Consider the following 25,249-nt stretch of genomic DNA (forward strand, 5'->3'; position numbering starts at 1 on the left):
GAACTTCGCTGTCAGAAGTTGTCATGACTACTTGCATTCAGCAGGCTCGTATCGGGCGGTACCCGCGCCCTCACCCCGCATCGTCCGACCCCACGGTCCCCCACTCCCGAGGAAGAAGCACATGAGATTCACACGCGGAATCGGAGCCCTCGCGGCCTCCGCCGCTCTCGCCCTGATCGCCGGAGCAGCGGCGAGCCCCGCGGTCGCCGCCGCGCCCACACCTCTCGCCGAGGGCTTCACGACCGGGTCCGCCGCCCAGGCGTCCGCGGGCTGGAGTGTCGAGAGCACCAACGTCGCCGGCATGCGCACCGGATGGCAGGGGTGGACGTTCCACACCGTGCCCGAGGTCGTGTCGACCTGGGGCAACAGCGGCGATCGCGGATCGTTCTCCCGCGCCGACGGCATGACCGCCGTGGTGCACTCCGACTCCAACCGCCCCACCACAGGGCGCTTCAGCTCGGTGCTCTGGGCGCCCGAGCTCGACCTGCAGTCCGGCGCCGGCGCCGTGCAGGTGACGTTCGACAGCCACTACAAGCAGGGGCAGGCCCCGCAGACGGCGCAGCTCGTCGCGCGCTTCGACGACGGTGCACCCGTCACCGTGGAGTCGTTCTCGCGCAACCGGCTCGACGAGCAGGTCTCCGTCGCGGTCCCGGTGCCGTCGGGTGCGGGCAGCGTGCAGATCGGCTGGTCCTACGCCGAGAGCAGCAACAACTGGTTCTGGATGATCGACGACGTGCAGATCGGCGAGACGGCTCCGGTCGACTCCACCCCGCGCATCCTCTCCGCGACCAAGCCCGTCGCGGCGGCGGGCGCGACCGTGCCCGTGAAGATCGGCGGGCTCCGTCAGGGGCAGCAGCTGGAGGCGCTGCTCGGCGCCGACGCCGTCTCGGGGATCCCGGTGGCGGATGCCGCGGGCGAGACCTCCTTCTCGGCGACCCTCCCGGCCGGGACCCCCGCCGGGTCGGCGACCCTGTCGCTCGGAGGGGCGGGCATCGCGCCGGCATCCCTGGAGATCACCGTGCTGGGTGCGGGCGACGCCGAGACCCACACGACCGAGCAGCAGATCTGGTTCGACGGCTTCGAGGCCGACACCTGGACGGCCAGCGGGTCGTGGAAGACCTCGACCATCGCCGACGTCATCGCCGAGTACGGCACCGATCGGAGGCACGCGTTCACCCGCGCCTCCGGGCGGATCGCCGTGGCCGAATCGGCGAAGGCCGCTTTCGACGGCGCGCTGACCTCCGCTCCGATCGCGGTGACGCCCGGTGATGCGCTCGAGCTGCGTCTCGACAGCCACTACCGCAAGCGCGGCGGCGCCCAGCAGGGCACCGTCACGGTGTCGTTCGACGACGGCACGCAGACCGTGCTCCGTGCGCTCGCCGATGCGGATGAGGAATCCGCCCAGCTGCGGCTGCCGTTCTCCGTACCAGCGGGGGCGAAGGCGATGACCGTGCGCGTCGCCTTCGCGGCGGCCGCGGCATCCGGTTCCTGGATGCTGGACGACGTCCAGGTCGTGCGTCCGCTCTCCGCCCTCGCCGACGGCACGACGGCGCAGGCCGTGGTCGACATCTTCAGCGACGTGCAGGGTGCGACCACCCGACTGAGCCAGAACGTGATCCCCGGCTTCCGCGGCATGACGCAGAAGGCCGACGTGCTCGTCTCGAACGGCGACCTCGTCAGCAACGGCTCGACGTCGAACTACTCCGCGTACCTCGCGGCGCTCGCCGCGGGCGGCGGAGGCCAGTACGGCACGGTCGTCTCGACCATCGGCAACCACGAGTACTACGGGAGCGACGGGTCGGCGACGTACCAGAAGCGGTTCCTCGACACGACCGGCATGCGCGACGTCGGCGGTCAGGGCGGACTGTGGGGCGAGGTGCTCGTCGACGGCGAGCTGCCCCTGATCTGGATCGGCAGCGAGTCGTACGACTACTCCGCGAAGACGGGCTCCGGCCCGTTCGTCGACTTCAGCTCGGCGCAGTACACCTGGCTGCGCGAGCGCCTCGACCACTGGCGGGCCGAGAACAAGCCGGTGCTGCTCTTCTCGCACCACCTGCTTCCGTACTCGGTCTCTGGCTCCTACGCGCGCTTCTACAAGAACGACTACGGCCAGGAGGAGGCGCGCTTCGCGGCGCTGCTCGCGCAGAACCCGAACGTGATCATGTTCAACAGCCACACGCACTGGTCGCCCACTCTGAACGACTGGAGCTCCGAACTGCGCACCGACCCGGCGCAGGCGCACGCGCCGACCGTCGTGAACACCGGCGCGGTGACGACGATGTACGGTCCGAGCGGCGACTGGGAGGAGAAGGCCGTCGGCGGCGCCGACCCCGTGGGCCTCCGCGCAGCCCTCTACGACGACCGCGTGCGGGTGACGGTGTACTCGTTCTCCACGACCGGCGCCTCCGAGATCAAGCACGTCGACGTCCCGCTGCCGACGGATGCTCCGGTGGAGCCCGCGCAGCCGCTGATCGACCTCGGCGCCGACACCGTCGTCGCCGGCGGCGAGCTCGCGGTCTCCGGCACGGGCTTCCCGGCGTCGGCCGAGCTGGCGATCGAGCTGCGCTCCACCCCGGTGCGGGTCGGTCAGGTCACGACGGATGCCGACGGCGCCTTCCGCACCACGGTGACGATCCCGAAGAGCACGCCGGCCGGGGCGCACACGCTCGCCGTCATCCTGCCCGACGGCACGGAGGCGACGGCGGCGGTCACGGTCACCGCGGCGGATCCTGGCGCTGCAGCGGGCAGCGGAGGCGCGGGGTCGACCGGGGGCGCGGGCGGTTCGAAGCCGCCGGCATCCGGAGGCGACCTCGCCGCCACGGGAGGCGAGACCCCGCTGGGACTGCTGGCGCTGGCCCTCGCCCTCGTGGCCGCCGGTGCCGCTGTCGCGTTGCGACGCAGAGCAGTCCGCCGCTGAATCGCTCCGGCGGACGCCTCGACCCCCGCGAGGCGTCCGCCGGGCGATGGCACAGGCACTGGATATAATCCCCGTGGGGGAACGGCGTGCTCGATGTGCACGGCGATGTGTTCTCTCGCCGGTTTTCGACATCGAGGGGAGCGCGTGTGGCAAAGCGCATCATGTCGGCACCGCCGGTGCTCGCCGGCTACTCCTACGTGCGTCCGCTCGGTTCCGGCGGCTTCGCCGATGTCTTCCTGTACGAGCAGGATATGCCGCGCCGGGTCGCCGCGGTGAAGGTGCTCCTGGCGGATGCCGTGAACCCCGAGATCCTGCGCGACTTCAACGTCGAGGCCGACATATCCGCCCGCCTCAGCGCGCATCCGGCGATCGTGACGGTCTATCAGGCCTCGATCTCCTCAGACGGTCGCCCTTACATCGCCATGGAGTACTGCCCCGACAACATGGGCACCCGGTACAAGAAGGGCCCGCTGCCGGTGGCAGAGGTGCTCGATGCCGGCGTGCGCATCGCCGGAGCGCTCGAGACGGTGCACCGTGCGGGGCTCCTGCACCGCGACATCAAGCCCTCGAACGTGCTGATGAACTCGCTGGGCTCTCCTGTGCTCGCCGATTTCGGCATCGCCGCCGCGGTCATCGACGAGAGCGACTCCGACACCATCGCCATGTCGGTGCCGTGGAGTGCGCCCGAGGTGCTGCAGGAACGGGTCTCGGGATCGGTCGCCAGCGAGGTGTGGAGTCTCGCAGCCACCCTGTACACGCTGTTCGCCGGTCGCACGCCGTTCGAGAGCGACGATCGCGCCGCGAATTCGCGGGCGCAGCTGACCCGCCGCATCGGCAAGGCGAACTACACGCCGGTTCCCGTCATCGGATTCCCCCGTGCGATCGACGAGGTCCTGGCGACAGCCATGCAGCGCGATCCGTCGCGCCGGTTCTCGTCGATGGCCGAGTTCGCCGAGCGGCTGCGTCGCGCGCAGTACGACCTGGGCATCGCTCCGACGGCCTTCGAGGCGGCTTCGGCAGAATGGGCGGCGGCTGCGCCGGTCAACTTCTCGGATGCCGCGCCCCGGGGCCCGGTCGTGACCACGGTCGATACGGGCGGGCGGCGGGCGGTGCGAGCGGCGAATCAGGATCGCAGGCCCCGGGAGCGTGACGAGCTCCCCGCGCCGTCCAGGCATCGCTCTCCTCTCGTCGCCGGTCTCATCGGCGCCGGGATAGGTATGGCGGTGCTGGCCGTCGCCGGCGTCGTGGTGCTCATGCTGACCGGAGTGATCTGATGCCGCTCGGCGACCGAGGCGACACTGCGGTCCGCCCCCGTTCGCGTGGGCGGATCATCGCCGCCGTCGCCGGTGTCGCAGCCCTCGCAGCCGTCGTCGCCTTCGCGGTCACCGCGCAGGGCTACCAGGCGCAGGAGGTCCCGCGGCTGGAGTCCTCGGTGTGGGTGGTGCGCGATTCCGGCCAGTACGCCCGCGTGAACACCGACCTCGCCGAGATCGACACCGTGCGCGATGTCGATTCGCCCGAGCATGTCTGGCAGAGCGGTGCCGAGGCGGTGCTCTTCAGCCAGGGCTCGCGGCAGCGTTGGGATCTCGATCCGGCAGACCCCAAGGATCTCCTCTCCGACTCCGGTGAGGAAGGGGCGCCTCTCGCCTCACAGCCCACGCCGACCGGAACCCGTGAGATCGTCTCGGCCGGTTCCTACGTGGCCTATCTCACCGACACCGGTCAGGTGTCGGTGTCGACGCTCGGTCCGAAGGCGGCGACCGCACTCGTAGACCCCTTCTCCGATGTCGAGGTCGAGAAAGGCGAGGAGCGCCCCACCTATACGGCCGACGCGATCGGGCTGTCTCCTGACGGCATCCTGGTGATGTATTCGTCTGAGGAGTCGGTCGTGCGCCGCTTCGACGTCTCGGAGCACCGTTTCCTCGGCGAGGGCGACAGGGTCGCATCCAAGCCATCGGGCTCGGCGGGTCTCGCGATGACGGTCGTCGGCGACACCTGGGCTCTGCTGCAGCCCGACAAGGGGCGGCTCTGGCTGTCCGGTCGCGGTGAGCCGGTCAGCGTCGACGTCGGCGACGACGCGCTGCTGCAGAGCGGCGCCTCGTCCGGCGACAGGCTCTTCATCGCCGACGGCGAGGGTCTCGTGTCCGTCTCCCTGCCCAGCGGCGAATCGACGCGCGTCGCCGAGGCCAAGGGCGCGCCGGCGGCTCCGCTCGTGGTGGGCGGAAAGACCCTCGCAGCGTGGATCGACACGGACTCCGGAACCCTGTGGACCGACGGCGAGACGGTGCCGCTGGCGGTGCCGGATGCCGCGCTCGAATCCGCGTCGATCCGTCCGGTGCTGCAGACCAACGGCGATAGAGCGGTACTCGTCGAAGCAGGCACCGGCCTCATCTGGACGGCGCCGGAGGGCCGGCTGATCCCGCTCGAGCAGTGGGCCGTCGACGATGAGACCGAGCAGCAGGAGGGCACGGTCGTCGTCGAGGACGTCGCGGAGGAGCTTCCGCCGGTGGCTGTCGCCGACTCGTTCGGAGTGCGCAGCGGCCAGCAGGTGATCCTGCCGGTGCTGTTCAACGACCACGACCCCAACAAGAAAGACGTGCTCACGATCGATCCGGCATCGGTCGGCGCGCTGGCGGATGCCGGGTTCGGCGATCTTTCTCTCGTCGGCGGAGGACAGTCGCTCGTCGTGGATGTGCGCGCCACTTCGGGGCAGACCACGTTCACGTACACCGTGACCGACGGCGCTGCGGTCTCCGAGCCCACGACCGTCACGCTCACCGTCGTGGCCGCTGACGTCAACTCCGCACCCGTATGGTGCGGCGTCGAGGCCTGCCAGCAGGAGTGGCCGGCGCCTCAGCTGCTGCCTGGCGGCAGCACGATCGTCGATGCGCTCGCGGGGTGGGTCGACCCTGAGGGCGATCCCTTCGTGCTCAGCGACGCGTATGAGACCGATTCTGCGGCACCCGTCATGGTCGTGCCGATGGCCGACGGCCGGGTGGCGATCCGTCACACCGACCCTAACGCCTCAGATGCCGTGGTCTCCGTCACGGTGGTCATCCAGGACTCGTACGGCGCCACGGCGGAGAAGATCCTCGAGGTGCACGTCACCGGCAGTCCCACGCTGACCGCGGCCCCGATCGCGCTGACCGTGCGGGTCGAAGAGCCGCAGTCCATCAGGGTCGCCGATCATATCTCCGGCGGTTCGGGCACGTATCGACTGCTCGATGCCGTGCAGACCGCGGCGGCGGACGAAGGGCTCGAGGTCTCGCCGAACGCCGCGTCGGGCACCGTGGACTTCACGGTCGCCGTGCCGGGGCAGTACCTCGTGACCTACACGGCGCAGGATGTGGTGACCCAGGCCGAGAAGTCGGCCGTCATCCGCCTCACCGCGGTCGACGGATCATCGGCGCTGGCCATGGCGCCGCTCACCGCGTTCGTGCGCGAGGGCGAGGACACCACGGTCGACGTGCTGCGCGCCGTGCAGAACACCAGCGGACGCGTCCTGATCGTCTCCGAGGCGTCGAGCTCGACGCCTCGGCTCGACGTCGGGATCGTCGGCAACGAGAGCATCCGTGTCAGTGGTACGACGGAGACCGGGGAGTCGGGGGTGATCGGCTCCGCTGCAGTCACCGTCGCCGACGGAGCCGGCGCCGCGGTCAAGGGCACGGTGACGGTCTTCCTCGCTCCGCCGTCGACCGTGACCCGCCCGATCGTCTTCCCCGACGCGATCACCGTGCGGGCGGGGGCGCTCGCACGCATCGAGGTCGCCGCGAACGACGTCGCGCCGCGCGGTGAGGCGCTGATCGTGCAACCGGAGGTGATCGGCTCCGGCCAGCCCGATGAGCTGGTCTTCGCCGACGGCAACAGCTTGCGCTATCTCGCGCCCCAGAATCCTGGCACCTACCGCCTGACCTACGCGGTGTCCCTCGAGCGCAACCCCTCGCTGTCCGACACCGGCACCGTCACCGTCACCGTCGTCCCGCCGGGGACCAACCGGGCGCCCACCCCGACCGCGCTCACCGGCCGGGTGCTCACCGGGCAGACCGTCACGCTGAAGGTGCCGACGACGGGCGTGGATGCCGACGGAGATCGCGTCGTGCTCGCCGACGTGACCCAACCCGGGAAGGGACAGGGCACCGTCACCGTCACCGCCTCGGGCGATGCGATCGTGTACCGCGCCCCTGCTGCCGCGGGCGCAGGCGGCCAGGTGGGTTTCAGCTACACGGTCCGCGACCCCGGCGGTGAGGAAGGCACCGGGCAGGTGCGCATCGGCGTGCTCGACGGCAGGGTCGACGACGCCGCTCCGGTGACGTACAGCGATTACGTGCGGGTCCAGGCCGGGTCCGCCTCTCCAGTGATCCTCGACCCGCGGGCGAACGACCTCGACCCCGCCCAGGGCGACCTGGAGCTCATCGAGCTCGTTCCGAACGCTCCGCAGGTGAAGGGCAACCCGTACTTCGAACGCCTCGACGCGCTGATCGACGAATCGACGTCGCTCGATGACGGCCGCGTCGTGCTGCGCGCAGGAGAGACGGCGGGCACGAACTCGTACATCTACACGGTGCGCTCCACCCGCACTCAGAGCACCTCGCAGGGACTCATCGTCGTCACGGTCACCGACGACGCCGTGACCGATCGGCCCACGGTCGCCGATACCGTGCTCACCGCGCGCACGCGCGCAGAGCTGAGCGACGGCGGACTCGACGTCGTCAAGGATCGGGTGCGCTGGGCCTCAGGCGACACCGGGGCGCTCACGCTCAGCCTGTGGGGCGAGCAGCCCGGCTTCACGGTCGCCGGCAACCGCATCGTGGGCGAGGCCCCCGCCGAAGGCGCGCTCGTCCCGTTCCAGCTCACGGGCAAGGCCGAAGGCGGGCGCGAGGTGGTCGCTTACGGGTTCCTGCACATTCCGCCCTTCGACGATCTGCGCGTGCAGCTGAAGCCGGGTGTCGCACCGGTCGTCGTCGACGAGGAGAAGTCCAAGCCCTTCGACGTGACCGACTATGTCGACCTCCCGTCATCGGATCGCATCGAGGTCGGCACGGGTGAGTTCTCCGTGCAGCGGGCCGTCGCGAGCTGCACGCCGAAGGGCAAGACCTCCGTCTCCTACACCGCAGGCGCCGACGCTCCGTGGTCCGACACGTGCCTCGTGCAGGTGCGCGTGCAGGGCCAGCAGCGCTGGTCGTACGTCGAGGTGCCGGTCGCCATCCGCCCCGCCGCGCCTCAGGTCGTGCTCAGTTCGGCATCCCGCACGGTCGCACCGGGCGGGACCGAGACGGTCGATCTCTACTCGACCATGACCTCGTGGGAGGGCGGGCGCGAGGGCGACCCGAAGTCGCTCGACTTCGGGATCGTGTACTCCGGTGCCTCCTTCACCGTCACGCGCAACGGCTCCTCGCTGTCGATCGAGGCGCGCGCAGATGCGAAACCGGGAACCAGGGAAGACGTCGACGTGAACGTGTCCGCCTTCGGCGGGGCCGCAGCATCCCTCCGCCTGGTGGTCGGGATCGCCCCGCCGGATGCCCCCCGGGGCGCGACGTTCACCCGGCAGTGCACGGTCACCAGCGGCGGCTGCACCATCGACGCAGTGGGGGTGTCCGGAGAGTACGACCCGTTCCAGGGCAAGCAGGGTGCCGGCCTCACGCTGGTGTCGCTGGGCGAGGGGGCACGCTGCGATGTCGCGACCTTCTCGGCATCGGGCGAGCGGAACATCGCGGTGAGCTGGCCCGGCGGAGGCAAGGCGGCGGGCGGGCAGTGCATCGTCCCGTTCGTGGTGGCGGATGCTCAGGACCGCACCGGCACCGGCTCGCTCACGCTCGATCTTCAGGGCTATCCGCAGGCCCCAGCCAGCGTGACGACGGTCGGCTACACGCGAACCACCGTCGTGCTCGAAGTGCCGCTCGGGGAAGCGGCGAACGCGCATCCGGCCGTGAGCGGGGTCACGATCATGCAGGACGGCGCGCCGGCAAACGCCTCATGCTCGCCCTCCGGATCGGTCTACCAGTGCACGGTGTCGGGACTCGTGACCGGAGCGCCGCACTCCTTCACCGCGCTCGCGGTCAACGCCGTCGGCACGTCCGCACCGACATCCGCGCACACGAGCTGGGCGTACGCCCCGCCGGAGGTCTCGAACGTGACAGCCACGCCGGTCTATCGCCCCGGAGTCACCGACACCACTCGCGGCGTGGCAGCGCTGTCGATCGATTCGTCGAACGATGCGGCATCTTTTCGCGTGCAGGAGACCGGCGAGGTCATCCAGCGACAGGGGCCGACGACGAACGCCGACATCGTGCTGAGCCCGGGCGCGCAGTCGGTCACCGTCGTGCCCATCAGCCAATTCCAGCCTCCTGCGGGGAACATCGGCAACGAGGGCGGCGCTTTCGGCGTCCAGGTGCAGGTGGCGGGATCGCCGTACTTCGACCCGCGCTCGCCGTCTGCGACCGCGGTGTCGAACTCGTCGGTGAACGTCTCCGGGATCGCAGCGCAGAGCAACGGCAGCACGCAGCCGCTCACCGTGAAGTACGTCGCGTGGCGGTCGGGCACCGTGTCTTGCTCGGTCGACAGCAGCGGCGGCCTCGTCGTCTCCGGGGGAGTGGCCTCCGACTCGCCGTCGATCGGCGGCCTCGAGCAGTACAAGCGCTACAACGTCAAGGCCTGCGTCTCGAACGGCTTCGGCGTCGGAGAGTCGAACACGACCACGGTCTTCACCTTCGTCTCGGTCAGCGGACCGGGCGGCGACACGACCTACTCCGTGGCCACGACTCCGTCGCAGAACGGCAGCACCTACACCTACGGACTGGCCTCGGCGCCCGCGCCGACCGTGGAGCCGGAGTTCACGCCGTGGTACTACCTCTACGGCATCTGGCGCACCGACTTCACACTGTCATCCGACTCGGCGCCGGGGCAGGTCAGCGTGAAGGCGTGCAACGTGGCCGAGCCCGACAAATGCTCCGGTACCGCCCCGATCACGGCGGCCACGGCCCCCACCACTGTGAAGGTGACGTTCGATCCCTGTCTGCCTCTGCTGAATCAGCAGGGCGCCGTGAACGTCTCGTCTGCGGCCAGCGGGTCGTACAGCTTCTCGGCGACCGGAGTGGCCGACCAGCTCGGCGTCTACGACGTGAAGATCGACTTCACCGGTGCGTACAACACCCTCTCGACCATCACCCATCGGATGCCGCTGTGCTGAGCGGACGGCATCCGTTCCGAAAGGAAGCCCTGATCTCATGACCATCGCGACAGAGCAGGCGGCCTGGTTCGCCGAGACGTTCTCGATCCTCGCCGGCAACGTCGAGCAGGCCATCCTCGGAAAGCGCCACGTCGTCGAGCTGGTGCTCGCCTCTGCCGTCACCGGTGGGCACGTGCTGCTCGAGGACTTCCCCGGCACAGGCAAGACCGCGCTCGCCCGTTCGATCGGGCAGACGATCAACGGCACCAGCTCGCGCATCCAGTTCACCCCTGACCTGCTTCCCGGCGATGTCACCGGTATCACGGTGTACGACCAGAAGGAGGGCACGTTCGAGTTCCACGCCGGTCCGGTCTTCGCCAACATCGTGCTCGCCGACGAGATCAACCGTGCGAGCCCGAAGACCCAGTCGGCGCTGCTGGAGGTCATGGAAGAGGGCACGGTCACGGTCGATGGAGTCTCTCGCGAGGTGGGCTCGCCGTTCCTCGTGATGGCGACCCAGAACCCGATCGAGCAAGGAGGCACCTACCGCCTGCCGGAAGCGCAGCTCGACCGCTTCATGATCAAGACGTCGATCGGCTACCCCGACGATGCTGCGACCATGCGCATCCTGCAGGGCGCGGCGACCGTGAAGCCTCCGCTGAAGAGCATCGCCGGCACCGACACGATCCTCACGATGGCCGAGATGGCCCGCGGGGTGTACGTGAACCCGCTGATCTCCGACTACATCATGCGGATCGTCGACGCGACGCGTCGTGCCTCCGAGGTGCGCCTGGGCGTCAGCGTCCGTGGAGCCCTGGCGCTCTCGCGCCTCGTGATGACCTGGGCTGCGAAGTCGGGTCGCACCTTCGTGACCCCGGACGACGTGCGCGATCTCGCGGTCGTCGCACTCGCCCACCGTCTGGTGCTCGAGCCCGAGGCGGAGTTCGACGGCGTCACCGCGGTCGCGGTCGTCGGCCAGATCCTGCTCGACGTCGAACCGCCGCGCGAGAACGGGACTGCGTGAGCTTCAGCACCGAATCCCGAATCACGCGCACCGCCGCGAGCACGAGCACCTCGACTCGCACCTCGACGGTGACGCGGTATGACACGACGCGTCGCGGCCCCGTCCGCGGAGCGGTGTTCGGTGTGCGTCGGACTCTGCGCCGCACCGGTCGGATGCTGCGTCGGGTCTCCCGCTGGGTCGGGGAGACGGTCACCGCGGCCGGAGTGCTCGTCTCGGCAGCGCTGGTGATCGGTCTCGTCTGCGGCCTGCTGTTCGGGTGGGTGGAGGCGTGGGCCGTCGCGGCGATCGCCCTGGCGCTGCTCGTGCTGTGCGTGCCGTTCATCCTCGGCGAGCACGACTACCGCATCGAGCTCGCGCTCGGCCGTGATCGCGTCGTCGCCGGTTCCGACATCGGCGCCGTGCTCGACGTGCGCAACAACGGCTCGCGGCTCGCTCTGCCCGGCGTCGTCGACGTGCCGGTGGGCGAGGGGCTCGTCGAGGCCCACGTCCCGCTGCTCCGTCCCGAGGCTCACCACCGCGAGGAGCTCACGATCGCGGCTCACCGCAGAGGCATCATCGACGTCGGTCCTATGACGATCACCCGCGGCGATCCTCTCGGCATCCTGCGGCGGGAGCTGCGCTGGCCTGAGGTCCAGCGCATCCACGTCCATCCGGTGACCGTCCGCATCCCCAGCACCAGCGCCGGACTCATCCGCGATCTCGAGGGGACTCCGAGTTCGGTCCTGATCGACGCCGACCTGTCGTTCCATGCCGTGCGCGAGTACGTGGTGGGCGACTCCCCGCGCCACGTGCACTGGAAGTCGACGGCCAAGACCGGGCAGCTCATGGTGCGGCAGTACGAGGAGTCGAGGCATGCGCGCATCGCGATCATCCTCGACCTCGCTTCGTCGTCGTACGGCAGTGACGACGAGTTCGAGATGACCGTGAGCGCCGCAGCATCGCTCGCGCTGCAGGCGGTCACCGAGGGTCGCGACGTCCTGTTCGCGGTGAGCAACGAGATCTCCGAGCATGCGCGAGCGGAGGTGCTGTCGATCAGCGCGCTGCCCACGGCGACACCGAAGGCGCTGCTCGATGCGACCAGCGGAGTCGACGCGAGCGATGCCGTGATGCGGCTCGAAGCCGTGACGAAGCTCACCGTGCAGTCCTACCCCGACCTGTCGATCGCCTTCCTGATGACGGGTTCGCTGATGCCCCTCGATCGCATGCGGATGGCCGCGATCGCGCTGCCGGTCGAGGTCGAGGCGGTGGCGGTGAGGTCCGAGCTCGGCGAGGAGCCGACTCTGCGCAACGCCCGTGAGCTCTCCGTCATGACTCTCGGCGCTCTGGGCGACCTCCCGCAGCTGCTCGCCAGAGGGGTGCTGAAGTGAGTGCCAGGGCCGCGCGCGGGCAGCGGTTCTCAGGAGCTCTCGACCTCTGGGGCCTCGGATACGTGTTCCTCGGCGTCGTCCTCGCGACTCTCGCCGCCTGGCCGGTGTACGACTCCCCGCGGGCGCTCGTCGTCGGCATCGTGGGCGGACTGGTCGGCATGAGCGTGGCCGTGCTCGCACGGATGCTGCGCTGGGGGGCGCTGCTCGCCGGCGTGCTGTCCGCCGTCGCCTACGTCGTCGTCGCTGTGCCGCTCGCGATCCCCTCGGCACTGTCGTCGGTGCCCGCGTTCGTCGGCGGTCTACGGGATGCCGTGCTCGGTGTCGTGCTGGGCTGGAAGCAGATCCTCACGCTGAAGCCTCCGCTGGGCGAGTATCAGGCCGTGCTCATCCCGTTCCTCGTGATCGTGCTGTTCGGAGCCTTCCTCTCCGCTCTTCTCGTGCTCGGGGGGCGCCGCCGATCCACGCTCTCCGTGATCCCGGTGTCGGCCATGAGCGTGTTCGGCATCGCGTTCGGCGACACCGGCACCAGTTCCCCCTTCACGTTTCTCGGCTTCACTCTGCCTGCTCCCCGCGAGTGGGTCATCGGGGTCGCGGTGTTCGTCGTCGCGCTCGTGTTCCTCGTGGGTGCGGCACGGCTCCGGCGCGCGCAGGCGCTCCGCATCGTCGCGGCGCACAACATCACCCGTCGTGCAACGCCGGTGTGGCTCGGCATCCGCCGTCATGTCCTGTCGGGCGCCATCGTCGTCGTCGCGCTCGTCGCCGGCCTGGCGATCGCGCCCGCCGCTGCGGGGTGGAGTGACCGCTCCGTGCTGCGCGACGAGGTCGAGCCGATGATCGTGGTGCAGCAGCAGCCGAGTCCGCTCAGCGGGTACCGATCCTGGTTCACTGCGGAACGCGCCGACGAGACCGTCGTGCGGATCGACGGAGACCCGGGCGACCTGGAGCGCATCCGGATCGCGACCCTGGACTCCTACGACGGACAGGACTTCCACGTGGCCGCCGACGACCGCTTCACGCGCTTGCCGCGAGCAGCCGCGCCGGGTGCGGGGCGAATCGGGCTGGACATCACGGTGGGTGACGCGTACCGGGGCATCTGGGTTCCCGCGCCATCCGGCCTCGTTCAGGCGCCGACCTTCGCCGGTGCTCGCGCCGATGCGCTGGCCGACGGATTCCACGTGGATGCCGGCGGCGACACCGCGATCACGATCGCCGAGACCGCAGCCGGCGCGGCGGGTCTCGAGCCCGGCGATCGCTACAGCGTGCTCGTGGACGCGCCGGGCAGGAGCGCGACGCTGACCGAGGTGCAGGGCGGGGAGTCGCTGCTCGATGCCGACGCGCACCCTGCGCTCGCCGAGTGGGCCGACATGCAGGAGCTACCGCGCACCGGCGCGGGCTACCTCGAGCTGATCGAGCGGTTGCGTGCCCGCGGCTACCTCTCGCACGCCATCCTCGACGATGAGGCCGCCGCAGACTGGATCGCCGGACTGAAGGCGACGGAGGGCTACGCCTTCGCCCCCAGCTATGCAGGGCACTCCACGGCGAGGATCGAAGAGCTGTTCACCTCACTGGTCGACCAGCAGCGCAGGGCGGGTGCGGATGCCACGCCTGCCATGCTCGTGGCAGCGGTCGGCGATGACGAGCAGTTCGCCACCGCGGCGGCACTGCTCGCGCAGCATTGGGGTCTCGAGTCGCGGGTCGTTCTCGGCGCCCGCCTCCCCGCAGCCGAGAAGGTGCCCGGCATCCCCTCGTGCGACACGGAGTGCGTGGGGGCGAACATGACGGCATGGGTCGAGGTGCGCGCGTCGGAGGGCGAGTGGGTCGCGGTCGACGTCACGCCGCAGTTCTCGCAGCTGCCGAGCCTCATCACCGAGGGCGAGCAGCTGCCGGAACATCCGACCGTTCCCGAGCAGCCGCACTCCGAGTCCCTCGATCCGCCGCAGGCACAGAGCGACTCGCGCGATGGCGAGGCGCCGTCGGAGCCCGCCGCCTCCGACGCGTGGGCCGTGGCGATGCTCGTCGCCCGCATCGTCGGCGTCGGTCTGCTCGCCCTCACCCTCCTGCTGCTGCCGTTGATCGTCCTGCTGGTGGTCAAGGGGCTTCGCGGCAGGACCCGCAGGACGGCGGCCGACCCGGAGGTGCGTCTGGTCGGTGCGTGGGAGGAACTCGCCGACCTCTACGTCGACAACGGGATTGCGATGACCGGTCGGGGCACCAGGGTGCAGGGCGCGCGGTCGGTCGGCCGGCCGGCGGCTGAACGCCTCGCACGATCGGTCGATGACGCGGTGTTCGCGGCGCATCCGCCGACGGATGCCGATGCCGACAAGGCGTGGAGCATCGTGGATGCCGAGCGCGTCGCGCTGCGCGGCGAGCAGACCCGATGGGGCGGGCTTCGCGCGCGACTGCGGTTGAGGTCGTTCATGGCGCGGATCGCGCCGGGACGAGCCGCATCCCGGACGCCGGTTGGAAGTCGGCACCTGGCACTCGGTACGCTCGCAATGGCCGGCGCTCGCCGGCAGGAGGAGGACGCATGATCGCTGTCGCAGACCCTCGATTCCTGGCACAGATTGGCTCGCCCGATCTGCTCGCGGCGACGGCAGCCGTCGGCGGCGTCGGTGCTCTGATCGGCATCGGCGTGTACGTCTGGTACGCGATCGCGCTGTCGAAGCTGTTCCCCCGACTCGAACAGGAGAGCTGGAAGGGCTGGGTTCCCGTTCTCAACGAGGCCACGATCCTGCAGATCGGCGGGCGGCCCGCCTGGAACGTCGTGTTCTACTTCATCCCGATCGTGCAGCTGTACGGCCTGTACCTGAAGGTGGTGGCGACGCACGCGATCAACAAGCGCTTCGATCGGGGTGCCGGCTTCACGGTCCTCGCCGTGGTGCTGCCGCCGGTGTGGGCGACGCTTCTCGCTGCAGGCGTGCCGCCCTTCCCCGACGATGACCGCCTGGCCGGCCTTCACGGGCCCCGTCGGATCGGAATGGATGCCGCCCGAGCCATCGGCGCCCCCGGAGCCCAGGGCTATCTCGCACCTCCGATCCCGCACGGAGCGCCGGTGCCTCCGGCTGCCGCAGGTTCCTACCCGTCAGCCCCCTTCGCTCCGGCTCCGGCGGGGTTCCCGCCCGCCGCTCCCGGATATCCCGCACAGGGACTCGCTCCGCAGGCTCCGGGCGCCGCCTTCCCTGCCCCCGGATCTCCTCCGCAGCAGGGTGGGTACGATGCACGCCTCGCAGGACCGCCGACCCTGGATGAGACCGTTCCCGCTTCGTATCGTCTCGCCGCGCAGCACGTCGATCCGACCACAGGGCTTCCGGCTCCGGCGTTCGGGTCTCCGCAGCAGGCCCCGTCTGCGCAGCCGCCCGCTCCGGCGCCCCCGGCGCCGCCCGCGCTCCCGATCTCGCAGGGGCTGATCGATTCGGTGCCGGGATCAACTCCGCACGCTGCGTCCGCGCCGCCGCCTGCAGCTCCGGCGGCCACCGGCGTTCCGCCGGCTTCTGCGCCTCCTGTCGCACCGGTGGCATCCGAGCCGTACGTGGCACAGGCCTCGCCCCTGCAACCTGTGGTCGCGCCGCCCGCCGCGCCGCCCGCCTCGCTCGCCCCGCCTGCGGCTGCGGTTCCTGCATTCGCACCCGTCGACCAGCCTGCGCCTCCGGCAGAGGTACCTCCTGCAGCGGCGCCTGCTGCAGCTGTGACTCCAGCACCATACGCGTCTCCGGTCGAGCCGTGGGCACAGGTGACGGCACAGGCGGCACCTGTACCCACGGCGCATGATGTGTCCGCCTATCAGGCCCAGAGCGAGCACGCCGTTCCCTCCGTTCCGGCGGGGGAGCAAGCGGGGGAGCCGAGCGCGTCGCTGACGTCCGCAGCGGTTCCGATCGGGTCGCCGGTATCGGGCGTCGCCCCATCGGGAGAACCGGCATCCGCGAACCCTGAGTCGGCGGCATCGATTCCGATCGTCGTGCCGCAGTTCGAGGCGGCCAATCCGTTCGCCGAGCCGCAGCGTCTCCGCGGCTCGGGACTGGGAACCCGCGCCGACCGCACGGCGTCGATCCGGCCCGTGCCGGTCGTGCTCCCGGCTCCCGCGACCGAGGCTGCCGTCACGGCATCCGCGCCCGCTGCGGCCCCGGCCGTCGAGGGCGACGACGAGTTCGACGCGACCGTCGTCGTGAAGCGCAGTCGTGGCCCGCGTCGGGTGCTCGTGCTCGACGACGGGCGAACGTTCGCCCTCTCGGCGACGAGCATCGTGATCGGACGCAATCCCGAGGGGGAGCCGGGCGAGCAGCGGCTGGCGATCCCCGATAAGACGCGAACCCTGTCGAAGACCCACGCGCGTCTGGTCGTGCAGGGCGACGAGTGGCGTCTGACCGACCTGCACTCGACCAACGGCGTGGTCGTGGTCGCGGATGATGGTGCGGAGACCCTGCTCGACCCGGGCGAGAGCGTGACGGGCGCCGGGCGGTTCGTGCTGGGCGAGGTCGGTATGCACGTCGCCGTCGAGTCCGTGTCGTGACGTTGTCGTCCGTCGTGCTCAACGTCTCGTCGCTCAGCGACGTGGGCCTGAAGCGTGTGGTCAACGAAGACTCGGTGCTCGCCGCATCGCCCGTTTTTCTGGTCGCCGACGGCATGGGCGGGCACGAGGCCGGAGACAAGGCCAGCCAGGCAGTCGTCGCTGCGTTCGCCCCTCTCAGCGGCACGCAGGTGTCGACGGCCGAGATCGGCGCTGCGCTCGCGCGGGCGAACGACGCGGTGTCGGTCATCGCCGCACAGCATTCGAGAGGAGCGGGCAGCACGGTCGCCGCCGTGGTTCTCCTCGAGCACGACGAGGTGCCGCACTGGCTGGTGTTCAACGTCGGAGACTCGCGCGTCTACCGCCACCACGGCAACGAGCTCGAGCAGCTCACGGTCGATCATTCTCTCGGGCAGGAACTGGTCGACGCGGGTGAGCTGCGGGCCGAGGATCTCGCGACCTTCCCGCAGCGCAATGTCATCACACGGGCGATCGGGGCGGACGACAGTCTGGCTGACAGCTGGCTGGTGCCGGTGGTCAACGGCGAACGCCTGCTGATCTGCTCCGACGGCTTGAGCGGGGAGGTCACTGACGAGAGCATCCGGGCGACTCTGACGATGTGCGGTCGGCCGGAGACCGCCGCGGCTGCTCTGGTCCGCCGCGCCACACAGGCGGGCGGGCGCGACAACATCTCCGTCGTCGTGGTCGACGTCGTCTCGGGTGGACTGGCCGGCGGCTCGCACGAATCCACCGACAGCAGGCATTCGGCATCGGCCGTGCACACCACGACCATGCTCGAGGGAACGACCGTGCCGGCCCGGAGACGCGGCTGATGGACCCAGACGACGAAGTCTTCGAAGAGACGGTGATGCTCACACGGCGGGTGCGCAGGCAGCGGCGCGTCGATGCGACCGGGGAGTCGGATGACGACGCCGACCCGGTCGAGGAGCACACGGTCGTCATGGATCGTCGGCGTGGGAAGGATGTCGTCGAATCGGACTCGGGCGATGCGGACGCGGATGCGGATGCGGATGCCGGTGTTGACGAGAGCACACGGCTGATCGAGGAACGCACGGTGGTCATCGAGCGTCGGCGTCGCTCTTCGACCGACGACGCGCCCGCCGAAGAGCACACCGTCGCGATCGATCGTCGACGGCGGGAAGGCGCAGAGAACACGCCGACCGCTGACGATGAGAGCCTCTACGACACGGTGCGGAGGCCTCCCGCACCCGAGCAGAAGAGCACTCCGTCGATCTACAAGCCACGAGCGGCTCCGCGCACTCCGCATCGCCCACCGGTCCAGACCGAGGAGACCGCGCCCACCCGCGTGCACGACTCCGGCATCCTGTCCGTCACGAAGGCAGGGCGCCGTGGCGGCATCATCGCGGTCGCAGCCGTGGGAGGCGCGTGCGTCGTATCGGTCGTCGGACTGGTGCTTCTGGCGGTTGCGGTCTTGACCTGATCCGGTGCGGAGATCTCTCGTGCCAGGATTGACGGGTCGGGCGCCGCGCTCCGACGCCATCGGTCTCGCATTGAGCGGACTGCTCCTTCTCCCGGAGGTGTTATCCGTTCCTCCGGTGCAGGCCGCGACGGTCGTCGGGGTGCTCTGCGCACTGCTGCTCGGCGTGCTGCCCTGGATCGCGCTGTCGGCAGCCGGGCTCACCGGTCTCGACCAGACCGCTGCCGAATTCGCGGTGGATCGGCGCCGCGCTCCAGGTCCCGCTCGACGATGCGCTCCTCGCCACGGTCGCTCGGGCACGCGTGTTGCCGACGCCGGACGAGCTCGATCGACTCCGGCCCGATCTCGACGTCGCGTCGCTCGCCCTGCCCGTCTTCTGGACCGAGGCGTACACGCCCTGGTCTGCCGAAGGCGCGGTGGGCGTGGCTGTCCTCGACGAGCTCGCTGCCGCGGCGAAAGGCATCATCGCCCACGCCTGATGGGCAGTTCTCCCCATCGGCGAAGCGCGAGGGGACGAACTAGGGTGGGAGAGAGTGTCGCCGGTTCAGGTCCGGCGAGCTGTCGGGCAGTGACCCTGGGGGGAAACCGGGTATGAAGATGTTGTCATGGGTACGGACACGTCCGAAGACCCTCGCCTCCGCGGCCGCCGTCACCGTGAGCGCCGTGGCGATCACGACGATGGCCTTCGCCTATGACGGCAATCCCACGACGAAGGTCGACCTGAACGACGGCGGCGTCTGGATCACCAAGACGTCGAGCCTGCTGATCGGGCACTTCAACCACGAGTCCACCGTGCTCGACGGCGGGCTGCGCACCAGCGGCGACAACTACGACATCCTGCAGGATGCCGCGAACGTCCTGGTCGTTGACACGGGGGCGGCGACGCTCAGCACGGTGGATCCCGCGCGCGTCGCGCTGGGGGACTCCGCGTCCATCCCCGGCTCGGCGAAGGTGGCCCTCGGCGCCGCCACCGCGGCGATCCTCGACCGCAAATCGGGCGACCTCTGGGTCGTGCCCGTCAAGGGCATCGCGAGCTTCGAGCTCAAGGCGGCGGACCCCACGGCGGAGCTCGGGGAGAACGCCGACGTCGCCGTCGCGAAGGACGGCACCGTGTTCGGCCTCTCCGCCGACAAGGGCGAGGTCGTCACCATCCCCGTCGACAACGAGGGCCAGGCGCTCAAGCCGTCGTCGGCGTCGGTCGGCGACATCGATCCGTCGGGAGAGCACTCGATCACCGCTGTCGGCGACAAGCCGGTCGTGCTCGACCGCGACGCGGGCGTCGTGATCACCCCCGGAGGCGGCCGCACCGAGATCGCCGACGCGGAGGATGCCGTGCTGCAGCAGCCGTCGGCGGCGACCGACGCCGTGGCCGTCGCGACCGCGTCTGCGCTGCTGAGCGTTCCGCTCGCGGGAGGCGAGGCGACGAAGACCGAGGCGAGCGGCAAGGGCGTGCCCGCCGCCCCGGTGTGGCTGCGCGGCTGCACCTACGGGGCCTGGGCCGGGTCTGCGAGCTTCGTGCGCGACTGCGCGGGCGATGCGAGCGACGTGAACGAGAAGATCCCGGATGCCGAGGACTCCACGAGCCTCGTGTTCCGCGTGAACCGCGACGTCATCGTGCTGAACGACGCGGTCGGCGGCGCGGCCTGGCTCACCAACGAGAGCCTGCAGCGCGTCGACAACTGGAACGACATCACCCCGCCGGAGGGGGAGACGGAGAACCAGGAGGACACCACCGAGGAGACGGTGGAGACCACGCTCCCCGAGCGCAGCGAGCAGAACACGCCCCCGGTCGCGGAGGACGACGAGTTCGGCGTGCGGCCGGGTCGCACCACGATGCTGCCAGCGCTCGACAACGACACCGACGCCGACGGCGACGTGCTCGTCGCCTCGCTCGCGCAGAGCCAGCCGGCTCTGGGCGAGGTGCAGCCCGTCAACAACGGCGGCTCCCTGCAGATCGCCGTCCCCGAGGACGCGACCGGCGGCGGGTCGTTCGAGTACCAGGTCGACGACGGCCGCGGCGGCAAGGACACCGCGAACGTGCAGCTCTCGGTGCACGGATGGGACACCAACGGCGCGCCCGTCCAGCGCCGCACGACCGGCATCGCGGTCGAGGAGGGCGGCTCGGTCTCCTACAACGTGCTCCCGGACTGGCTCGACCCCGACGGCGACGACATCTACCTGCAGGACGTCGTGGCGGCGCCCGGCGACGAGGTCGACTTCACCACGGACGGTCAGGTCACGTACCGCGCTGTCGCGAGCATGCAGGGGCGCAAGGACATCCAGATCAGGGTCGCCGACGGGCTCGGCGAGACCTCGACCGGCGTGCTCCGGCTCGACGTCCGGCCGGCGGGATCCACCCTCCCGAAGACGAACGCCGACCACGTCGTGACCCGCGTGGGGGAGGCCGTCACCGTCGCGCCCCTCGTCAACGACACGAGCTCCGGCCGTGAGCAGCTGCGCCTGGCCAAGGTCGACGAGACCCCGGGCGCCATCATCGTCCCCGACTTCCCGAACAAGTCGTTCACCTTCCAGTCGGATGCCGCGGGCGTCTACTACGTGCAGTATCTGGTCAGCGCGGGCCCGAACGCGGTTCCCGGTCTCGTCCGCGTGGACGTGCTGGAGCCGAGCGAGACCGAGCTCCCGCCGATCGCGGTGCGCGACGTCGCCCTGCTCCCCGCCGGCGGCGAGGTGCTCGTCGGCGTGCTCGGCAACGACTCCGATCCGGCCGGCGGCATCCTCGTCGTGCAGTCGGTCACCGTGCCGCCGCACAGCGGCATCTCGGTGTCGGTGCTCAACCACGAGACCCTGCGCATCGGCGACCAGGGCGCGCTCGACGAGACCGTGCGGATCGGCTACCGCATCTCCAACGGCAGTCAGATCGCTGACGGCGAGGTCGTCGTCATCCCGATCCCGCGCCCTGAGCAGCTGATGCCGCCGGTCGCGAACGACGACCAGGTCGTCGTCCGTGCGGGCGACGTCGTCACGATCCCGGTGCTCGACAACGACACGCACCCCAACGGCGACGTGCTGCACGTGGCCCCCGACCTCGTCGAGCCGCTCGTCGACCCGGAGGACGGCGAGGCGTTCGTGTCGCAGGACACGGTCCGGTTCCGCGCCTCCGACACCCCGGGGACGGTCTACCTGACGTATCAGGCCGTCGACTCCCTCGGCCAGAAGGACGCCGGGTACGTCACGATTCAGGTGCGGCCGATCGACGAGGAGGCGAACTCCGCCCCCAAGCCCAAGGACCTCACGGTGCGCGCGCTGAGCGGGTCGACCGTGCGCATCGCGATCCCGCTCGACGGCATCGACACCGACGGCGACTCGGTCGAGCTCGTCGGGCAGGAGAGCGCGCCGTCGAAGGGACAGGTCGCCGAGACCGGCAGCAACTACCTCGTCTACGAGGCGTTCGGCGATGCCACCGGCGTCGACTCGTTCACCTATCGGGTGCGCGACCGCCTCGGCAAGGAGGGCGTCGCGACCATCAGGGTCGGCATCGCCCCCGGTGACGCCTCGAACCAGGCGCCGTACGCGGTCAAGGACACCGTCGTGGTGCGCCCGGGCCGCACGATCGCGGTGCCCGTGCTCTCGAACGACTCCGACCCCGAGGGCGACGCGATCTCGCTCGTCAAGAAGGGGCTCGAGATCCCGCCTGATGCCGGCGTCAAGGCCGTGGTGTCCGGCGATCGCGTCGTGGTCACCGCTCCGGACAAGGCGATGGACACGTCGATCCAGTACACGATCCGCGACGCCAGGGGAGCGACGGCGACCGCGGTGCTGCAGATCACCGTCGACGAGGACGTTCCGCTGAAGGTGCCGACGGCGCGCGACGACCGCATCGTCGCCTCCGACGTGCAGGACAGCCTGAAGGTCGACGTCGAGGTGCTCGTGAACGACGACGACCCCGACGGCACCGTCGACGCGCTCGACCTCTCGGTCGGGTCGGGCGGCGTCGTGCGGGAGGATCGCACGATCCGCGTCACGGTCGGCCAGGAGCGCCAGCTCATCCGCTACACGATCACCGATCAGGACGACCAGGAGGCATCCGCCTTCATCTTCGTCCCCGCGCTGAGCGAGCTCCGTCCGACCCTGACGTCGACCAAGCCGGTCGAGGTCAAGAGCGGTGAGACGGTCGAGCTGCCGCTGTCGAAGTACGTCACGGTCGCCGGCGGCGGCGATGTGCTCCTCACCGAGGCCGCGAAGGTGAGCGCCGTCTACGCCGACGGCTCGTCCCTGATCAAGGATGAGAAGACCCTCGTCTACACGTCGAAGCAGGGGTACTTCGGCAAGGACGCCCTGACGTTCGAGGTGACCGACGGCTCGGGTCCTGACGACCCTGAGGGTCGCAAGGCCACGCTGACGATCCAGATCACCGTGCTCCCGCCGGAGAACCAGCAGCCCGTGTTCGTGAACGGCCAGGTCGAGGTCGCTCCGGGCGAGCCCGCGATGCCGCTCGATCTCGCCGCCCTCACGACCGACCCCGACCCCGAGGACGCGAAGGGCATCCGCTTCAGCATCGTGGACCAGCCGTCCGGCGGGGTGAAGGCGCGCATCGACGGCTCGAAGCTGCTCGTCGAGGCGGACTCCGGTACGCCGAAGGGCACGAGCGCGACCGTCGGGCTGCGCATCGACGACGGCACGACCGAGCCGGTCGAGGGGTCGGTGGCCGTGCTGGTCGCCGCCTCGACCCGATCGCTCCCGACCGCGAACACCGACACGGTGCCCGAGGCCGACCAGGGCAAGACCGTCACGGTCCCGGTTCTCGACAACGACGTGAACCCCTTCCCGGAGACGCCGCTCAAGGTCGTCTCCGCGGCGACGGAGACCGGATCGGGAACTGTCTCGTTCACCGCGGGCGAGGTGAAGGTCACGCCCGCTGCGGAGTTCGTGGGGACGATGGTGGTGCGCTACCGCATCCAGGATGCGACGAAGGACGCCGATCGCGAGGTCGACGGACGCATCGTGCTGACCGTGCAGGGCGTGCCGGAGGCGCCGGGAACGCCGACCGTGTCGAGCGTCCAGGACCGCACCGTCGTGCTGTCGTGGTCGCCGCCCTCGAACAACGGCGCGGAGATCACCTCCTACACCGTGAAGTCGGTGGCCGGGAACTACACGAAGAAGTGCACGTCGACGACCTGCACGCTCGACGGTCTGACGAACAACGTCGAGTACGTGTTCCAGGTCGTGGCGACCAACCGCGTCGGCGACGGCAAGCCGTCTCCGACCTCCGCGGTGGCCCGCCCCGACGCGCGTCCGGACACACCCCAGCCGCCGAAGCTCGTGTTCGGCGACAAGAGCCTCAAGGTCTCGTGGACGACGCCCACGACGCCGGGCTCGCCTGTCGAGTCGTACACGCTGCAGATCTCTCCGGCCCCGCCCTCGGGCATCTCGGAGAAGTCCGGGGTCACCGGCAACTCCCTGGTCTGGGAGGGGCTGGAGAACGGCTCGAACTACCAGATCCAGATCCAGGCGCACAACCGCGCACCGGAGCCGTCGAGCTGGAGCGGCTGGTCGGCGAGCGAGATCCCGGCCGGTGTGCCCGGCACGGTCGCGGCGCCGACGGCGAAGAGCGCGCCGTCGGTGGGCAAGCAGGTGCAGATGACGGTGTCCTGGGCCGCCGCGCCGCAGAACGGCGACGCGATCGCCGAGTACGAGCTCGTCGTGATGCGCGGAGGCGGGGTCGTGAACCGCATCCCCGGCATCCCCGGCACCCAGCTCAGCCAGACCGTGAACGTCGACACGTCCACGTCCGACTACACCTACTCGGTGCGGGCGCGGAACAAGGCCGGGTGGGGCGCGCAGAGCCCGGCCTCCGCGCCGCAGCGCGCCTTCGGCAGCCCAGGGGCCCCGACCATCACCGGCACTCAGGAGCACGACGGGTACGTCACCGTCTCGTACTCGCTCTCCGACACCAACGGCGCCTCCGGAGGAGAGGTGCGCTACGAGTACTCCCTCAGCGGCGGCGCCTGGAGCCGCAACTGGGACGGCACGCGCATCAACGCCGCGAACGGCAGCAGCTACACCGTGCGGGTCAGGGCCTACTCGGTCGTCGGCGGCCAGGAGTCGCAGCCCGGTGCGCCGTCGGCGGCCTCGGGGGCTCTGAGGCCGTACGGACCCGTGCAGAACCCCGGCGCCTCCGCGACCAACCAGGGCACCTCGGTCAGGGTCGCGTGGTCTCCTCCGGCTGCGAACGGCCGTGCGATCACCCAGGTGCTCGTCAGCCTCGACGGCGGAGGATGGCAGGACCTCGGACTCAACGGCAGCCGCAGCCTCGGCGGCGGCTACAGCGAGACGCACAGCATCCAGGTCAAGGCCAAGGACGAGGCCGGCCAGTGGTCGAACGTCGTGTCGGCATCCGCCGTCACCGACAGCCAGCCCGTGCCCGAGGCGTGGGTCACGCGGGGCAACGCCAAGACCAACGGCTGCACCAGCGTCGGAGGCGGTCCCTGCTACAACCTGCAGCTGAACACGAAGAACTTCGCCGGCGGCTCGTACCGGGTCGAGTGCACGGCCGACGGCAGCGTGTTCTCCACCAACGCGGGTTTCCCGGTCAACATCCCGTCGAACGGTTCCGTGATCATCGACTGCTGGAACGGCTTCGTCACCCGCAAGGGTCTGAACATCATCGGCGGCAACCCGTCGAGCGCCAGGGAAGGCAACTTCTAGCAGGCGTTCGGCCCGTGCGCGCCGGGCGCTCTCGGTGGGGACTCCTCCCCATCGAGAGCGTCCGCCACGCAAGTTAGACTCATCTGGTATGCCGCGCGCCCTCGGGCGTGTCGGCCGAGTCCGAGAGTGCACAACCCAGGGGGGATA

11 protein-coding genes are annotated in these 25,249 nt (G+C 70.2%); all 11 read left to right on the forward strand.

The window, feature by feature from the left end; all coding sequences use genetic code 11:
• Positions 1–121 precede the first annotated feature (121 nt).
• On the forward strand, positions 122–2,917 hold the full coding sequence (locus tag ACFY5A_RS07615; protein ID WP_387232869.1) for a metallophosphoesterase family protein: 2,796 nt from the start codon (positions 122–124) through the stop codon (positions 2,915–2,917).
• A gap of 146 nt (positions 2,918–3,063) precedes the next feature.
• Entirely contained in the window at positions 3,064–4,191 is a 1,128-nt protein-coding gene (locus tag ACFY5A_RS07620; protein ID WP_387232872.1) for a serine/threonine-protein kinase, read from the forward strand.
• The gene (locus ACFY5A_RS07625) at positions 4,191–10,103 is read left to right on the forward strand and encodes an Ig-like domain-containing protein (RefSeq protein WP_387232875.1); all 5,913 of its coding nucleotides are present in this window, start codon (positions 4,191–4,193) and stop codon (positions 10,101–10,103) included. Before ACFY5A_RS07620 ends, ACFY5A_RS07625 begins: the two co-directional genes overlap by 1 nt.
• A gap of 37 nt (positions 10,104–10,140) precedes the next feature.
• The gene (locus tag ACFY5A_RS07630) at positions 10,141–11,106 is read left to right on the forward strand and encodes a MoxR family ATPase (protein ID WP_341940448.1); all 966 of its coding nucleotides are present in this window, start codon (positions 10,141–10,143) and stop codon (positions 11,104–11,106) included.
• Entirely contained in the window at positions 11,103–12,473 is a 1,371-nt protein-coding gene (locus ACFY5A_RS07635; protein WP_387232878.1) for a DUF58 domain-containing protein, read from the forward strand. The genes ACFY5A_RS07630 and ACFY5A_RS07635 overlap by 4 nt, the downstream gene beginning before the upstream one ends.
• Entirely contained in the window at positions 12,470–15,004 is a 2,535-nt protein-coding gene (locus ACFY5A_RS07640) for a transglutaminase domain-containing protein (protein ID WP_387232880.1), read from the forward strand. Before ACFY5A_RS07635 ends, ACFY5A_RS07640 begins: the two co-directional genes overlap by 4 nt.
• Complete coding sequence (locus tag ACFY5A_RS07645) at positions 15,001–16,980, forward strand: DUF5684 domain-containing protein (protein WP_387232883.1); 1,980 nt, start codon at positions 15,001–15,003, stop codon at positions 16,978–16,980. Before ACFY5A_RS07640 ends, ACFY5A_RS07645 begins: the two co-directional genes overlap by 4 nt.
• Entirely contained in the window at positions 16,977–17,810 is an 834-nt protein-coding gene (locus ACFY5A_RS07650) for a protein phosphatase 2C domain-containing protein (RefSeq protein ID WP_341940444.1), read from the forward strand. Before ACFY5A_RS07645 ends, ACFY5A_RS07650 begins: the two co-directional genes overlap by 4 nt.
• On the forward strand, positions 17,810–18,439 hold the full coding sequence (locus ACFY5A_RS07655) for a hypothetical protein (RefSeq protein WP_387232887.1): 630 nt from the start codon (positions 17,810–17,812) through the stop codon (positions 18,437–18,439). Before ACFY5A_RS07650 ends, ACFY5A_RS07655 begins: the two co-directional genes overlap by 1 nt.
• 299 nt (positions 18,440–18,738) lie before the next feature.
• Positions 18,739–18,915, forward strand: a complete 177-nt coding sequence (locus tag ACFY5A_RS07660) for a hypothetical protein (RefSeq protein ID WP_387232890.1) — start codon at positions 18,739–18,741, stop codon at positions 18,913–18,915.
• A 112-nt stretch (positions 18,916–19,027) separates the two neighbouring features.
• The gene (locus ACFY5A_RS07665; RefSeq protein WP_387232893.1) at positions 19,028–25,102 is read left to right on the forward strand and encodes an Ig-like domain-containing protein; all 6,075 of its coding nucleotides are present in this window, start codon (positions 19,028–19,030) and stop codon (positions 25,100–25,102) included.
• Positions 25,103–25,249 lie beyond the last annotated feature (147 nt).

It is taken from the genome of Microbacterium sp. NPDC012755, assembly GCF_042901325.1.
Classification (GTDB): Bacteria; Actinomycetota; Actinomycetes; order Actinomycetales; family Microbacteriaceae; genus Microbacterium; species Microbacterium natoriense.